The organism is Micromonospora sp. C95 (assembly GCF_018070465.1).
In the GTDB taxonomy this organism is placed as follows: Bacteria; Actinomycetota; Actinomycetes; order Mycobacteriales; family Micromonosporaceae; genus Micromonospora.
Map to the genome: position 1 here is coordinate 1 of NZ_JAGPXT010000022.1, position 15,328 is coordinate 15,328.

13 protein-coding genes and 1 rRNA gene are annotated in these 15,328 nt (G+C 72.6%); 9 read left to right on the plus strand and 5 right to left on the minus strand.

From position 1 onward, the window contains the following. Positions 1-93, minus strand: a 16S ribosomal RNA gene (locus KBX00_RS21875); the annotation flags it as partial. 601 nt (positions 94-694) lie between these two features. Further along, positions 695-2,011, minus strand: coding sequence for a tyrosine--tRNA ligase (gene tyrS, locus KBX00_RS21880; protein WP_374225345.1), 1,317 nt, complete (start codon positions 2,009-2,011; stop codon positions 695-697). Between the two features lie 107 nt (positions 2,012-2,118). On the opposite strand from tyrS, the gene KBX00_RS21885 reads away from it, so the two are divergent. The 4 genes from KBX00_RS21885 to KBX00_RS21900 all read left to right on the plus strand — a co-directional run bounded on the left by KBX00_RS21885 (position 2,119) and on the right by KBX00_RS21900 (position 4,605). Then, positions 2,119-2,499 carry a PaaI family thioesterase gene (locus tag KBX00_RS21885; protein ID WP_301548386.1) on the plus strand — a complete coding sequence of 127 codons (381 nt, stop codon included), beginning with the start codon at positions 2,119-2,121 and terminating at the stop codon, positions 2,497-2,499. Positions 2,500-2,700: 201 nt separating this feature from the next. Further along, entirely contained in the window at positions 2,701-3,927 is a 1,227-nt protein-coding gene (locus KBX00_RS21890; RefSeq protein WP_210829847.1) for an NRAMP family divalent metal transporter, read from the plus strand. Next, positions 3,924-4,304 (plus strand): hypothetical protein, encoded by a 381-nt coding sequence (locus KBX00_RS21895; protein WP_210829849.1) that lies wholly within the window; start codon positions 3,924-3,926, stop codon positions 4,302-4,304. The genes KBX00_RS21890 and KBX00_RS21895 overlap by 4 nt, the downstream gene beginning before the upstream one ends. Positions 4,305-4,308: 4 nt before the next feature. After that, on the plus strand, positions 4,309-4,605 hold the full coding sequence (locus KBX00_RS21900) for a PRC-barrel domain containing protein (protein WP_301548380.1): 297 nt from the start codon (positions 4,309-4,311) through the stop codon (positions 4,603-4,605). A 60-nt stretch (positions 4,606-4,665) separates the two neighbouring features. Here the strand turns inward: KBX00_RS21900 and KBX00_RS21905 are convergent, their stop codons facing one another. The 3 genes from KBX00_RS21905 to KBX00_RS21915 form a co-directional block, all read right to left on the minus strand. Continuing rightward, on the minus strand, positions 4,666-6,060 hold the full coding sequence (locus tag KBX00_RS21905; RefSeq protein ID WP_210829854.1) for a hemolysin family protein: 1,395 nt from the start codon (positions 6,058-6,060) through the stop codon (positions 4,666-4,668). A 121-nt stretch (positions 6,061-6,181) separates the two neighbouring features. Next, on the minus strand, positions 6,182-6,817 hold the full coding sequence (locus KBX00_RS21910; RefSeq protein ID WP_210829856.1) for a hypothetical protein: 636 nt from the start codon (positions 6,815-6,817) through the stop codon (positions 6,182-6,184). 48 nt (positions 6,818-6,865) lie between these two features. Then, positions 6,866-7,366, minus strand: coding sequence for a GNAT family N-acetyltransferase (locus KBX00_RS21915; protein ID WP_210829858.1), 501 nt, complete (start codon positions 7,364-7,366; stop codon positions 6,866-6,868). Positions 7,367-7,495: 129 nt separating this feature from the next. On the opposite strand from KBX00_RS21915, the gene ppdK reads away from it, so the two are divergent. The 5 genes from ppdK (at position 7,496) to KBX00_RS21940 (ending at position 15,301) form a co-directional block, all read left to right on the plus strand. Then, positions 7,496-10,156 (plus strand): pyruvate, phosphate dikinase, encoded by a 2,661-nt coding sequence (ppdK, locus tag KBX00_RS21920; RefSeq protein WP_210829860.1) that lies wholly within the window; start codon positions 7,496-7,498, stop codon positions 10,154-10,156. Positions 10,157-10,168: 12 nt separating this feature from the next. Continuing rightward, positions 10,169-10,609 carry a hypothetical protein gene (locus tag KBX00_RS21925; RefSeq protein ID WP_210829862.1) on the plus strand — a complete coding sequence of 147 codons (441 nt, stop codon included), beginning with the start codon at positions 10,169-10,171 and terminating at the stop codon, positions 10,607-10,609. A gap of 243 nt (positions 10,610-10,852) precedes the next feature. Further along, the gene (locus tag KBX00_RS21930; protein WP_307869039.1) at positions 10,853-13,492 is read left to right on the plus strand and encodes a cation-transporting P-type ATPase; all 2,640 of its coding nucleotides are present in this window, start codon (positions 10,853-10,855) and stop codon (positions 13,490-13,492) included. Beyond that, positions 13,492-14,388 (plus strand): universal stress protein, encoded by an 897-nt coding sequence (locus KBX00_RS21935; RefSeq protein WP_210829866.1) that lies wholly within the window; start codon positions 13,492-13,494, stop codon positions 14,386-14,388. The genes KBX00_RS21930 and KBX00_RS21935 overlap by 1 nt, the downstream gene beginning before the upstream one ends. 67 nt (positions 14,389-14,455) lie before the next feature. Continuing rightward, positions 14,456-15,301, plus strand: a complete 846-nt coding sequence (locus KBX00_RS21940) for a universal stress protein (RefSeq protein ID WP_210829868.1) — start codon at positions 14,456-14,458, stop codon at positions 15,299-15,301. The last annotated feature ends 27 nt before the right edge of the window (positions 15,302-15,328 follow it).

Here is a 15,328-nt window from a genome sequence, read left to right on the forward strand (position 1 = left end):
GCTCGAGTACCCCGAAGGGCCTTTCCGCTCGACTTGCATGTGTTAAGCACGCCGCCAGCGTTCGTCCTGAGCCAGGATCAAACTCTCCAACAAAAACCTGTCGAAAAATCCATCCCAGCAACAAAAATGTTGCCAAAGGAATCCAAACCAACCAGAAAAACTGGCCAGCCCGGGAAAAAACAAATTTGGCACTGGCTTATCAAGCACCCTGTTGAGTTCTCAAAGAACAACCACACACCATCAGACAACCCCCACAAGGGCCACCATCCGGGGCACCACACCCAACACAACCGCGCCGGGCACTCTTACTACGTTACCCGGTTGTTTCGGTCGTGTCAAACCGGCTTGCACCGGTCTGTCGCAACTTCCACCCATTTCTCCGGGCACCACGATCAAGCCGGCTTCCGCCGTTCCTGTCGTGGTTGTGGCAGGCCAGCCGCTGCGGTCTCCCGCGAGCGCGCCTGGGGCCCTGCCGGTCGTAAACCTTACCCGGTCGGTTTCGCCCCGCCAAATCCGCCTCCCGACGAATCTGGGGCACCGCCCGGTTCGCGCACTTGACCGTTGGCCACTTGCCCGAATGGTCCAGCTACGCTCCGGCCTGAGGCTTTCGCCCCGTTTCATCCGTTCCGCGCTGGCAGAGAGAAAGTTACGCGCCCGGCCGATTGATCGTCAAATCCGCCGGGCGCGTCCCGCGTCACACCTGTCGTTCGGCGGTCAGGACGTCGACCTCCACCCCGGCGAAGGAACGCTTTCCCCGACGTAGCACGAGGTACCTGCCGTGCAGCAACTCCGCCGGCGAGACCCCGGCGTCCGCCTCGACGACGCGGGTGTTGTTGACGTAGGCGCCGCCCTCGGCGATCACCCGCCGAGCCTCCTTCATGCTCGGCACCAGGCCGGACTCCTTGAACAGGGTGGCCACGTCGTCCGGCAGTTCGTCGAGGCGTACCAGGCCGGCCTCGGTGAGTGCGGCGCGCAGCGTCACCGCCGACAGCTCGTCGAGTGAGCCCCGGCCGAAGAGTGCCTGGCTGGCGGCGACCACCTGGGCCATCTCCCGCTCGCCGTGCACCAGGGTGGTCAGTTCCTCGGCGAGAGCGCGCTGGGCGGCCCGGGACGCCGGCCGCTCTGCTGTCTCCTTCTCCAGTTCCTCCAGCTCCTCGCGGGAGCGGAAGCTGAAGTAGCGCAGGTAACGGCCCACGTCCCGATCATCGACGTTGATCCAGAACTGGTAGAAGGCGTACGGGCTGGTCATCTCGGGATCGAGCCAGATCGCGCCGCCCTCGGTCTTGCCGAACTTCGAGCCGTCCGACTTGGTCACCAGCGGGGTGGTGAACGCCTGAACCGGCCCGAGCCCGCGTCGCCGGACGTAGTCGACTCCGGCGGTGATGTTGCCCCACTGGTCCGAGCCACCGAACTGAAGCTGGCAGCCGTGCCGCCGGTGCAGCTCGAAGAAGTCGTTGGCCTGTAGCAGCTGGTAGCTGAACTCGGTGAAGCTGATGCCGCTCTCCAGCCGGGCCCGGACCACCTCGCGAGCCAGCATCCGGTTGACCGGGAAGTGCTTGCCCACGTCGCGCAGAAACTCCACCACCGACATCTCGCCGGTCCAGTCCAGGTTGTTGACCAGGCGGGCGGCATGATTCCCGGTGTACGAGAGGAACGGTGCGAGCTGGTCACGGATGCGCTGGACCCAGCTCGCCACCACCTCCGGCGGGTTGAGGGTCCGTTCCGCGCTCTCCTTCGGATCACCGATCTGCCCGGTCGCGCCACCGACCAGCAGCAATGGGCGGTGCCCGGCGAGTTGGAGGCGACGAGCGGTGGTGACCTGCATCAGGTGGCCGACGTGCAGGCTCGGCGCGGTCGGGTCGAAGCCCACATAGAAAGCGGCTCCCGGGCCGTCGAGCAGCGAGCGCAACTCGTCCGGGTCGGTGGAGTCCTGGAGCAGACCCCGCCAGCGCAGGTCATCGGTCAGGGAGTCCCGCCGGACCGGCGGGAAGGTGCTGTCGGTCACGGTCACCGATTGTCCCCTATCAGCACCGACCTGCCCTACCGGGTTCCGGCGACCGGCATCGGCACTAGGCTGGCGAGTCCAAGATCATGGAGGTGGCCGTGGACGTGTCGACGATGTCGGGTGGCTTCTTCGCCCTGCTCGGGCTGGAGTTGGACGAGATCAGCGGGGACCGGGTCACGATCCGCTGGCGGGTCCGCCCGGAGCTGCACCAGCCGTACGGCATCCTGCACGGCGGGGTCCACTGCTCGGTGGTGGAGACGGCGGCGAGCCTGGGCGCCGGTGTCTGGCTGGGTGAGCGCGGGCGGGTGGTCGGGGTGTCCAACCAGACCGACTTCCTGCGGGCCGTGGACGAGGGTGAGTTGGTCGCGGTCGGCACCCCGGTGCATCGGGGGCGGAGCCAGCAGCTGTGGCAGGTGGAGATCACGGACGCGGACCGGCGGCTGGTCGCCCGTGGCCAGGTCCGCCTACAGAACCTCTATCCGGCCGCCGGCTGACAAGGCTCAGCGAACCGACAAGGCTCAGCGAACCGACGACGCTCGCCGAGCGGCAGCACACCCTCGACTCGGTGTTGGGCCCGGCCGGACCGCCACTCGTCGTCGTGCTCCCATTCCGGAGCAGGGATGAGAGACGTTTTGCGTAGATAGCGTTACCGGTGGGGTTATCGTCGCGTCGATGACCGAGCCCGCACCGCCGACGTGAGGAAGCTCCTCGCCGCCACGCTCGGCATCCTGTCCGCGGTCGGCGGCTTCGTCGACATCGGCGACCTGGTCGCCGCCGGTCAGGCCGGTGCCCGCTTCGGCATGGCGCACGCCTGGGTGCTGCTGCTCGGGGTCGTCGCCATCTGCGCGTACGCGGAGATGGCCGGACGGATCGCGGCGGTGACCGGCCGGGCGGTGTTCGACCTGGTCCGGGAGCGGCTCGGCGCGCGGATGGCGCTGCTCAACCTGGTGGCGTCGTACCTGGTCACGGTGATCACCCTGGCCGCTGAGCTGGGCGGGGTGGCGCTGGCGTTGCGGCTGGCGACCGGCGTGCCCTACCTGCTCTGGGTGCCGGTCGCCGGGATCGTGGTCTGGTTGGTGCTGTGGCGGATGCGGTTTCCGGTGATGGAACGGGTCTTCGGCCTGGCCGGGCTCGCCCTGGTGGTGTTCGCCGTGGCCCTGTTCTGGCTGCCGACCGACTGGGCGGCGCTCGGCCGCGGCGCGGTGACGCCCGACGACTCCGGTCAGGGGTGGGGGGCGTACTGGTTCGTCGCGGTGGCGCTGTTCGCCTCGACGGTCAGCCCGTACGAGGTCTTCTTCTTCTCCTCGGGCGGGGTCGAGGAACGGTGGAGCGCCGCAGACCTGGCCGACGCCCGCTTCAGCGTGCTTGTCGGCTTTCCGGTCGGCGGCTTCCTCGCCCTGTCCCTGATCGCCACGGCGGCGGTGGTGCTGCGCCCCGCCGGCCTGTCGGTGGACAGCCTCGACCAGGTCGCGCATCCGGTGGTGCTGGCCTTCGGCGCGGCCGGCCTGGCCGTGGCGGCACTTGCGTTCTTCGCGGTCACCTTCGGCGCCGCCCTGGAGACCGGGCTGTCCGCCGCGTACGCCGCCGCGCAGTACTTCGGCTGGCAGTGGGGCAAACGGGTGAGCCCGCACGAGGCGGCCCGCTTCCACACCGTGTTGCTGGTCAGCGTGCTGCTCGGGGTGCTGATGCTGCTCACCACGGTCGACCCGGTGACCCTCACCGAATACATGCTGATCATCAGTGCGGTGGCGCTGCCGCTGACCTACCTGCCGATCCTGGTGGTCGCCAACGACCGCACCTACCTGGGTGACCGGGTCAACGGCCGGGCCCTCAACCTGCTGGGCGCGGTGCTGTTGCTGGTCATCCTCGCCGCCTCGATCGTCGCCGTACCGCTGGCGATCGGTACGAGGATGGGCCAGTGAGGATCCAGGTCAGCCAGGAGCTGCTCGACCGGCAGCTCGTCGACCGGGACGGGCGGCTGGTCGGCAAGGTCGACGACGTGGAGTTCGGGCTCGACGCGGACGGGGTGCCGTACCTGCGGTCGTTGCTCAGCGGGCCGGGCGCGCTCGGGCAGCGGGTCGGCGGTCGGCTGGGCCGGATGCTGGTGCTGACCGCCGAGCGGTTCGTCACGGACCGGCCGATGGCGCCGCTGCGCATCCCGTACGCGCTTGTCGACCGGGTCGACAGCGCGGTGTGGCTGCGGGTGCGCGCCGACGAACTACCCACCTCGCCGGTGGAGGAGTGGTTACGCCGGCACGTGATCGATCGGATTCCGGGGGCACACCGTGCGAGCGGGTGAACTGTTGGGACGGACCGCGTACGACCCTCAGGGCCGTCGCCTGGGTCGGGTGGTGGACCTGGTGCTGCGCGGCCCCGCCGACGGCCCACTGCGGCTGACCGACCTGGTCGTCACCCGGCACTGGTACGGCCGGTTGAGCGGGCGGCTCATCGGTCCGCAGCGGCATCCGTCGGGCCCGTGGGCGATCCGGACGCTGGCCCGGTTGCTCGGTCGGAGCACCTGGCAGGTGCCGGTGCACCGGGTGCGGTTGGACCCGCCGCTGCCCGACCCGCCCGATCCGGGTCGGGCGGCGCGGAGCTGACTCGGAACGTGTCCGAGCGGGCCATGCCCGGCCTGGCCGGCGGGCCCGCTCGCACAGCTCTCAGCGTCGGGTGCCGTCCAGCACCGACGGGGCGTCGGCCCGGGGGTCCACCGCGTCGTCCGGCTGCGCCTCTGGCGTGTCCGGTTCCGCCGACGCGGCCGTCTCGGCGGCGTCCGCGGATGCCGCCGCCACCCGACGCAGCCGGACACCGGAGACCGCCCGGTCGTCGGCGAGGGTCACCTCCAGCCGCCAGCCGTCGACGGTGAACTGCTCCCCGACGCGGGGGATCCGGCCGAGACCGGCCAGCAGCAGCCCGGCCACGGTGGTGTAGTCGCCGTCCGGCCGTCCGGGCAGCTCCACGCCGATGTCGGGCAGGTCGTGGACGGGAAAGGTGCCCGGCAGCAGCAGTGCCCCGTCGTCATCGGTGCGCACCGTACCGACATCCCGGTCGGTCTCGTCGTAGATCTCCCCGACGATCTCCTCGAGGATGTCCTCCAGGGTGACGATGCCCTCGACGGCACCGCGCTCGTCGACGACCAGCGCCATGTGCTGGCGTTCGGCCTTGAACCGGCGCAGCGCGTCGACCACCGGCACCGAGTCCGGTAGCAGCAGCGGCGGGCGCGCGTACTCGTCCACCGGTTGGTCGTCACCGACGCCGACCAGATCCCGCAGGTGGATGACGCCCACCGAGTCGTCCAGGCCGCCGTGGCGGACCACCGGCGCGCGGGAGTGCCCGGAGGCGGCCAGCACGAGTCGGGCGGCCTCCGCGGTGGTGCCGCTGTCCAGGCAGAAGACCCGCAACCTCGGCACCAGCACGGCCCGCAGCCGCCGCTCGGCGATCTCCACCGCGCCGGCGATGATGGTCTGCTGCTCCTTGGTGAAGCCGTGGTGGCCGGCCACGATGTCCCGCAGCTCGTCCGGGCTGATCTCGTCCCGCTCGGGCTTCGGGTCCAGCCCGAACAGCCGTACCACCAGGTCGCTGGTGGCACCGAGCACCCAGACGACCGGCCGGGTGAAAGCGGCGAGCAGATCCAGCGGGCGGGCGACGAGCAGCGCCCACCGCTCCGGAACCTGCATGGCGATCCGCTTCGGGGCCAACTCACCGAAGACCAGGGTGACGAAGGTCAGCACCAACGTGACCAGCACCACGGAGATCGGGCCGGCGGCCCGGCCGAAGACGCCGTCCAGCAGCGGAACCAGCGGCTGGGCCAGCGACACCGCGGCGGCGGCCGAGGCGAGGAACCCGGCGAGCGTGATGCCGATCTGGATGGTGGCCAGGAAACGGTTGGGGTCGCGGGCCAGCCGGGCCAGCACCCGGCCGGTGCGTCCGCTGCGTTCCAGCCGCTGGAGCTGGCTGTCGCGCAACGACACCAGGGCCAGCTCGCTGCCAGCGAAGATCGCGTTCACCACGATCAGGACTGCGACCAGGGCCAGCTGGCTCCAGTAGCTCTGCACGCCTGGTTCTCCTTCGCTGGACCGCGCCCCGTGGCGCCGCCGGTGGTGGCCCCGCCGGCGTAGCGGTGCCTATGCCCACTCGCCCCGACGGTGAATCATCACCCGCCGCGGCCAGGGGCGCTCAGCCCTGCGGCAGCGCCGGTGCCGGCAGGTCCAGTACGTACGACTGCCCCGCGCGGCGGAACCCGAGGCGGTGGTAGTACGGGGCGATCATGCCCGGCGGGCTCAGCACCTGGCGAAACCCGCGGTCGGTGAACAGGCTGCTGCGCCGGTAGACGAACTCGCCGGGGGTGAAGTCACGAAACGGCGGGGTGACGTAGTCCAGGTCGACCTGGGCCACTCCGTCTCCGGCGTCGCGGACCAGTACCACACCGACGACCTCGTCGGCGCGTACGACGAGGAAGGCGGAACGGCCGGTCAGCCGGTCCCGACGGAAACCCGGGTTGAACCGGGCGATGTCGGCGGCGTGCACCCGCAGCGTGTGGGCCAGGAACGCGTCGTCGGCACCCACCTCCACCACCTGGTAGGTCTGCTCGTCGTGGCGGGTGCTGAGCAGCCGCCGCAGGTACCAGATGTTGATCACGGCCAGCACCACGTTCAGCCCGACCATGGGCCACACCCGGATCGTGGCGTTGTAGCCGATCAGGACGGCGCAGCCGACCAGGTTCAGGGCGCGCAACCGCAGGATGCGCGTCTGCAGCAGCGACCAGACCAGCAACGCGGAGCCGGCCCAGCCGACCAGTTCCAGCCAGTTCACCCCGCGAGGGTAGTCGCTGCCCTGGTCAGCCCGGGTGCCAGGGGCGGATCACGCCGGATCGGTGCGAGGTGCGGCCGGCAACTCCAGGACGTACTCGTCGATCTCGTGACCGCGGCCCGGGGCGTACGCCCGGTCGGTGCCGCGCACGACGAAGCCGCAGCGGCGCAGCACCGTCAGCGACGCGGCGTTGTCAACGGCCGTCCGCGCGAACAGTGGCCGGCGGGTGACCTCCCGCAGCAGCGCGGTCAGCGCGCGAGTGGCGTACCCACGGCCCCAGTGCGCCCGGTCGATCCAGTAGCTGACCTCGAACTCGTCGCCGACCGGGAAGGCCAGCACGTGACCGACCACCGTGCCGTCGACGGTCACCGTGCGGGCCAGGTTGTCCGGGCCGGTGAGGATGCGGACCCAGTGCGCGGCGAACGCCCGCCGGTCCGTCGGATCCGCGGCACCGAACGCGGCCATCCGGCTGGCCTCCGGGTCGAGCTGGTGCGTGAAGAACTCCACCAGGTCGTCCTCGCGTACCGGGCGTAGCCGCAGGTCATCGGTCACCGGCCGACGATACGCGGTCCGGTTGGGGACCAGCGGCCCGGTTCGGATCGGCTTTCGGCCCTGACCCCGCCAGGGCCGGTGTTGCTACCAACGAGGCAGAGGCATCGACGGCGAAGTGGAGGCCGGGTCATGACCAGGTACGTGTACGACTTCATCGAAGGCGGTCGGGGCATGGCCGGCCTGCTCGGCGGCAAGGGCGCCAACCTCGCCGAGATGACCCGGCTCGGGCTGCCGGTGCCGCCCGGCTTCACCGTCAGCACCGACGCCTGCCGGGCGTACCTCGCCGACAAGACCGTGCCCGAAGGGCTCTTCGACGAGGTGAACGCTCATCTGCGAGAGGTCGAGGGACGGCTGGGCCGGCGGCTCGGCGACCCGGCCGAGCCGCTGCTGCTGGCCGTCCGTTCCGGCGGACGCTACTCGATGCCCGGGATGATGGAGACGATCCTGGACATCGGGCTCAACGATGCCACCGTGACCGGGCTGGCCCGGATCAGCGGCGACGAGCGTTTCGCCTGGGACTCGTACCGACGGTTGATCCAGATGTTCGGTCGTACGGTGCACGGCGTGCCGGCCGAGGAGTTCGACCGGGAACTGAACGCGCTGCGGGCCACCGCCGGGCCGGACGGCCCCACGGCGGAGCAGTTGCACGGGCTGGTCGAGACGTACAAGAAGGTGTTCGCCGACCGGGTTGGTCACGACTTCCCGCAGGCCCCGCACGAGCAGCTGTACCTGGCGATCCGGGCGGTCTTCGAGTCGTGGAACGCCTCCCGGGCGGTGCTCTACCGACGCCGCGAGCACATTCCCGACGATCTGGGCACGGCGGTCAACGTGATGGCGATGGTCTTCGGCAACCGGGGCCCGGACTCGGGTACCGGGGTGGCGTTCACCCGTGATCCGGCCACCGGCGCACCCGGGGTGTACGGCGACTACCTGTCCGACGCCCAGGGCGAGGACGTGGTGGCCGGGGTCCGCAACACGGTGGGGCTGGACGAGTTGTCCCGGCTCGACCCGGCCAGCTACCGGCGGCTGACCGGGATCATGACGACGTTGGAACGGCACTACCGGGACCTGTGCGACGTGGAGTTCACCATCGAACGGGGCCGGTTGTGGATGTTGCAGACCCGGGTCGGAAAGCGCACCGCGGCGGCGGCGTTCGTGATCGCCGCCCAGCTGGCCGACGAGGGTCTGATCAGCTGGGACGAGGCGTTGACCCGGGTCAGCGGGGCGCAACTGGCCCAGCTGATGTTCCCCACCTTCGACCCGGAGGCCACGCCGGAGCCGGTGGCCACCGGCGTCGGCGCCTCGCCCGGAGCCGCCGCCGGCCGGGTGGTCTTCGACAACGCCGCCGCGACCGCGGCGGACGGACCGGTGATCCTGGTCCGTCGGGAAACCAACCCGGACGATCTGCCCGGCATGATCGCCGCCGCCGGGATTCTCACCGCCCGGGGCGGCAAGACCTCGCACGCCGCCGTGGTCGCCCGGGGCATGGGACGCACCTGCGTCTGCGGGGCGGAGGCTCTGGAGATCGACCCGGATCGCGGTGAGTTCCGCGTCGACGGGCGGACTGTCCGGGCCGGTGACCTGATCTCCATCGACGGCACCACCGGGCGGATCTACCTCGGCGAGGTGCCGGTGCGTCCGTCCCCGGTGACCCGCTACCTCGCCGGTGAGCTGGCGCCGGAGTCCGACCGGCTGGTGTCGGCGGTGGACCGGCTGCTGCGGCACGCCGACTCGGTGCGGCAGCTCGGCGTACGGGCCAATGCCGACACTCCCGCCGACGCGACGCGGGCCCGGACGCTCGGCGCGGACGGGGTCGGGCTGTGCCGTACCGAGCACATGTTCCTCGGTGACCGCCGGACCCTGGTGGAGCGGCTGATCCTGGCCGACGGGCTGGACGAGGTCCACGCCGCGCTGGCGGAGCTGCTGCCGTTGCAGCGGGAGGACTTCGTCGCGATCCTCGCGGCGATGGACGGCCTGCCGGTGACCATCCGGCTGCTCGACCCGCCGCTGCACGAGTTCCTGCCCGCGTTGCCCGAACTGGTCGCGCGGGTGGCCCGGGCGGAGGCGCTCGGGCAGAACCCGGGTCACGACGCGGTTCTGCTGACCGCCGTCCGCCGGATGCAGGAGAGCAACCCGATGCTGGGCCTGCGCGGCGTCCGCCTGGGTCTGGTGGTGCCGGGCCTGTTCGCGATGCAGGTCCGGGCCGTGGCGGAGGCGGCGGCACGGCGGGTGGCCGAGGGCGGCGACCCGCGCCCGGAGATCATGGTGCCGCTCGTCGTCGACGCGCACGAGCTGGCCGTGGTGCGGGCCGAGGTGGCCGACGTGCTGGCCACCGTGCCGGGTGCGCCGCCGATCCCGGTCGGCACGATGGTGGAGACGCCGCGTGCGGCGCTGACCGCCGGGGCGATCGCGGGTGAGGCGGAGTTCTTCTCCCTCGGCACCAACGACCTGACCCAGACCACCTGGGCGTTCTCCCGCGATGACGGGGAGGGCTCGTTCCTCGGCGACTACCTGGAGCGGGGCATCGTCGAGGCGTCGCCGTTCGAGACCGTCGACGTCGCCGGGGTGGGTCGGCTGGTCCGCCTGGCGGTGGCCGAGGGCCGCGCGGCGCGACCCGGGCTGGCGGTGGGGGTCTGCGGTGAGCACGGCGGTGACCCGGAATCGATCGAGTTCTTCGCCGAGGCCGGACTCGACTACGTCTCCTGCTCGCCGTACCGGGTGCCGATCGCCCGCCTGGCCGCCGGCCGGGCCGCGGTGGCGCAGGACTGCGTCGGCTCCGACGCCCGATAGGAGGTACCCGAGATGACTGCCATCTTCAACGCCACCGGGCCGGTGCCGCTGGCCCAGCCCCGACCGGCCCCGGAACCGGCGCCGCAGCCGGTGGCGCCGTTGTCGGTCGGGCCGGTGCAGGAACTGCCCGGCACGCCGCCGGCCGCTCTGGTGCCGGTGACCCGCGACGGGCGTCCGATCGGCGTGTTCGTCGCCACCGGCGGGCGCGTCCGGTACCGGCCGCTGCCCGATCCGGACCGGCTGCTGGTCGCCACCGCCGGGGTGCTGGCCGTCGGGCTGGTCACCGCCGGGGTGACGGTGCTGGGTCGGCGCAGGCCACCCGCGGTCGCGCGGTTGACCATGGGCCCGGGCGGCTGGGTCAGCTTCCGAGGGGTACGCGCTCCGGGCCCCCGGGCTGCCCGCCCCTGGTGGGCCCGCTTGTTGCGGGCCCGCCGCCTGGTCGCCGAACGCTGAGCCCCGCGACGAGGTGCCGCCAGCGGGCGAGCACTTCCGGTGATGTTGCTGCCTCGGCCGGAGGCAGCAACGTCACCGATGTTGCTGCGGTCACGACCACGTCGACGCACACCGAGCGGCAGGGCCGTTGGTCCCGGGGCGCGCGGGCGGATCGCCCCTGCCGGGCGGCGCCGGTCCCGGCGAGGCTGGTGTCGAAGGGGCGTGCCGTCCGTGGTACGCCCGATGCACAGGGCGGAGCGGACGGTGGCCGGACAGGTCCAGGTCGCGGACGGCAACGTACGCACGGAGAGCATCGTCGCGGCGGCACCCGACAGCGGGCTCAGCTCGACCGAGGCCGCCCGGCGGCTGCGGGTCGACGGACCCAACGCCGCCGCGACACCGCCCCGCCGGCACCTGGCTGCCCGGGTCGTGCATCAGCTCTCCGATCCCCTGGTCGCACTGCTGCTCGCCGCCGCCGTGGTCACCACGGTGCTGCGGGACTACCCCGACACCGTGGTGATCCTGCTGGTGGTCGCCGTGAACACGGCGATCGGGGTGATGCAGGAGGTCCGCGCCGACCGGGCCATCGCCGCGCTCGACCAGCTCGCCGCGCCGACCGCTCGGGTGGTCCGCGACGGCCGGGATGCGGTGCTGCCCGCCACCGAGCTGGTCCGGGGCGACCTGGTCCGGGTCGAGGCCGGCGACGTGGTACCGGCCGATCTGCTGCTGCACGATGCGAGCCGGCTGCACCTGGACGAATCGGCGTTGACCGGCGAGTCGGTGCCGGTGTCCCGGGCGGCGGGCGAGGAGGCCAGCGCCGGCACGGTGGTGACCACCGGTCGGGCCGCCGGCACCGTGGTACGCACCGGCGCGGCCAGCGCGCTGGGCCGGATCGCCACCCTGGCGGCCACCACCCGACCGACGGCCACGCCGCTGCAACGGCGGCTCGCCGCGCTCGGCCGGATCCTCGGCCTCGCCGCCGTGGCGTTGTCCGGCCTGGTCTTCGCCATCGGTGTGCTCAGCGGTCGGTCCCTGGTGGACATGGCGGTCACCGCGGTGAGCCTGGTGGTGGCCGCGGTGCCGGAGTCGCTGCCGGCGGTGGTGACACTGGCGCTGGCACTGGGGGCCCGTCGGATGGCGGCGGCCCGGGCGATCCCCCGCCGGCTGCACGCGGTGGAGACGCTCGGCTCGGTCACCGTGATCGCCTCGGACAAGACCGGCACCCTGACCGAGGGACGGATGGCCGTGCAGCAGGCGGTCACCGGCGACGGTGCTCGGTTCGGTGTCACCGGCAGCGGGTACGCCCCGCACGGCACCGTGCACCGCGACGGCGCGCCGGTCGCGGTGCCGGACGAGCTGCGCCGGCTGGCCCGGGCCGGGCTGCTCTGCAACGACGCGACCCTCGCCCCGCCCACCGAGGAGCGACCCCGCTGGGGCGCGGTGGGCGATCCGCTGGAGGCGGCCCTGGTGGCCTTCGCGGCCCGCTGCGGCCTGGATCCACAGACCACCCGCGACGCCTGGCCCCGGGTCGCCGAGCACCCCTTCGACCAGCAGCTACGCCGCATGACCACGGTGCACCGCTCCTGCGACCGTCGCTACCTGGTGGTGTGCAAGGGCGCACCGGAGAACGTGCTCACCACGCCGCTGCTCGACGCCGACGCCGACGAGTTGGCCGCCCTGACCGCCGCCGCGCACCGGCTGGCCGGTGCCGGGCTGCGGGTGCTGGCGCTGGCCGCCGCCCTGGTGGACACCCCACCGGCCGACCCCGCCCACCCCGAAGGGTTGCGCCCGGTGGGGCTGGTCGCCGTCGGCGACCCGCTGCGCGCCGCAGCGCCGGACATCGCCGACGGTTTCGCCGACGCGGGCGTACGGCTCGTGCTGGTCACCGGGGACCATCCGGCGACCGCAGCGGTCATCGCCGGCCAGCTGGGCCTGTGGGCCGAGGGCGACCCGGTGGTACGCGGCGACGACGGTGATCCCGCCGCGGCACCACCGGCCACCCGGGTGTACGCGCGCACGCAGCCGGAGCAGAAGCTCGACATCATCGCCGGGTTGCAGTCCCGGGGGCATGTGGTGGCGATGACCGGCGACGGCGTCAACGACGCCCCGGCGTTGCGCCGGGCCGACATCGGGGTGGCGATGGGCGGTGGCACCGAGGTGGCCCGGCAGGCGGCCGACCTGGTGCTGGTGGACGACGACCTGTCCACCGTGACGGCCGCGATCGGTGAGGGTCGCCGGATCTACGACAACATCCGCCGGTTCCTGCGCTACGCCCTCTCCGGTGGGGTGGCCGAGATCGCGGTGATGCTGCTCGGACCGCTGTTCGGCCTGCCCGTGCCGCTGCTGCCGGCCCAGATCCTCTGGATCAACCTGCTCACCCACGGGGTGCCCGGGGTGGCGCTGGGCGCCGAACCGGCCGAACCCGGCTCCCTGCGCCGGGTGCCACGCTCGCCGCAGGAGTCGGTGCTCGGCGCGGGGCTCGGGCGGCAGATCCTGGTCGGCGGCGCCCTGATCTCGGCGGTGACCCTGGGCGCGGGCGTGCTCGCCGCCCACTGGGACCGGCCGTGGCAGTCGGTCATCTTCACCGTTCTCGGCCTGGCCCAACTCGGGGTCGCCCTGGCGGTACGCGCACCACGGCCGCCCGGACAGCGGCGGGGCAACCTGGCGTTGCCGCTCGCGGTCGCCGCCTCCGCGCTGCTTCAGGTGGCCGGGGTGCTGCTGCCGCCGCTGCGGGAGCTGCTCGGCACCGAGGTGCTCGACAGCACCGAGCTGCTGGCCTGCGCCGCGGTGAGCGTCCTGCCCGGTCTGGTGCTGCGGCTGACCCGGCGGAGGCCGGGCGCCGATCTGTCCACCCTGACGCCGTCGGTGCGCGAGGCTGACAGCGGAGTCGAGAAGGAGATGTGATGACCAGCAACACCGGCGCCCCCGTCGTGGTGGGCGTGGATGGTTCCGAGATCGCCCTGGACGCGGTGCGCGCCGCCGCGCGGGAGGCCGCGTACCGGCACCGTCCGCTGCGGATCGTGCATGCGTTCATCTGGCCGCTGATGGGCGTGCCGCTGGGCCCCGCGCCCGGGGCACCGGCCGATGGTGGGCTGCGCAACCAGGCAGAACGGCACCTTGCCGACGCCGTCGCCGAGGCCGGCAAGGTCGCCCCGGAGGTGACGGTGACCGCTGCGGTGGTCGACGGGTCGGCGAGCACCGTCCTGCTCGCCGAGGCCCGGGACGCGGCGCTCGTCGTACACGGCAACCGAGGCCTGGGCGGCTTCGCCGGCCTGCTGCTCGGTTCGGTGGCCGTGCAGGTCAGCGCCCACGCGGACGGCCCGGTACTGGTGGTGCGCGGCGAAGCGCGGGCGGACGGGCCGGTGGTGGTCGGCGTCGACGGTTCGGAGCTGTCCCAGGAGGCCGTCCGGTTCGCCTTCGAGGAGGCGGCGTGGCGTGGCACCGAGCTGGTCGCGGTGCACGCCTGGCTCTATCCGACCCCGGCCGGTCCCGGCGACATCCTGCCTCTGGTCTACGACCTGGACGCCTTCCGGGACGAGGAGGAGCGCGTCCTCGCCGAGGCGGTGGCCGGCTGGTCCGAGCGCTATCCAGAGGTGCCGGTGCGGCGGCGGTTGGTGCGCGGTTCCCCGGGTCGGGCACTGGTGGAGGAGTCCCGCACCGCCCAACTGGTGGTGGTCGGCGCGCGGGGGCGTGGTGCGCTGGGCGGGCTGCTGCTCGGCTCGGTCAGTCACGCCGTGCTGCACCACGCCCACTGCCCGCTGGCGATCGTCCAGAAGCTGCGTACGGTCGAGGGGACCTGACCGGTGGTGTGTCGACGCGACCCGGCGGCGGGACCGCCTCGACAATGAACCCCGACCGACCCATGGAGTGACGATGAACCGACCTGTCGTGGTGGGGGTGGACGGATCACCGCCGAGCCTGGTGGCCGCGGAGCACGCGGCACAGGCGGCGGTGTGGCGATCCCGCCCGCTGCATCTGGTGCACGGCTACCTGCACCCGCTCGGCTACGGCGTGCCGATCAACCCGTACGAGGTGGGCGTGCCGGCGGCGTCGGAGGACGGCCGCAAGATGCTGGAACAGACCGCCGCCGAACTGGTCGACCGGTGGCCGGGGCTGGCGGTCGAGGTGCGTCAGGTGGCCGGCGGGCCGGGTGCGACGCTCGTCGAGGAGTCCCGCCGGGCCGAGCTGCTGGTGGTGGGCAGCCGGGGCCTGGGCGGCTTCGCCGGGTTGCTGCTGGGCTCGGTCGGCACCCAGGTCGCCGCGCACGGCCACTGCCCGGTGCTGGTGATCCGTCCGCCCGATCGGCCGCTGCCCACCGAGGGGCCGGTGCTGGTTGGGGTGGACGGTTCGGAGTCGGCCGAACTGGCCGTCGGCTATGGCGCCGAGGAGGCCGGCCGGCGCGGTGGGACGCTGGTGCTGGTGCACGTGGCCGGTGAAGGCGACGACGCCGGGGAGGCGAAGGCCCTGCTCGCCACCGCCGGTGCGGCGGCGCGCGGCAGCCGCCCGGGGCTGACCGTGCAGGAGCGGCTGATCACCGCGCCAAAGGCGGACCAGGCGCTTATCGAGGCGACCGGGGACGCGGCGCTGGTGGTGGCCGGATCGCGCGGTCGGGGCGGTTTCGCCGGGCTGCTGCTCGGCTCGGTCAGCCAGACGCTCGTGCACCACGCCCGCTGCCCGGTGCTCATCGCCCACCCGTACCAGCCGGAGCCGTGACTGCCGGTCGACCGGGCCGGCGACGTC

What these genes read in the sequence shown, in the direction of transcription:
- KBX00_RS21885 (WP_301548386.1), top strand. Translation starts at nt 2,119, where the DNA reads ATGTCGGGTGGCTTCTTCGCCCTGCTCGGGCTGGAGTTGGACGAGATC.
- ppdK (WP_210829860.1), top strand. Translation starts at nt 7,496, where the DNA reads ATGACCAGGTACGTGTACGACTTCATCGAAGGCGGTCGGGGCATGGCC.
- KBX00_RS21925 (WP_210829862.1), top strand. Translation starts at nt 10,169, where the DNA reads ATGACTGCCATCTTCAACGCCACCGGGCCGGTGCCGCTGGCCCAGCCC.
- KBX00_RS21935 (WP_210829866.1), top strand. Translation starts at nt 13,492, where the DNA reads ATGACCAGCAACACCGGCGCCCCCGTCGTGGTGGGCGTGGATGGTTCC.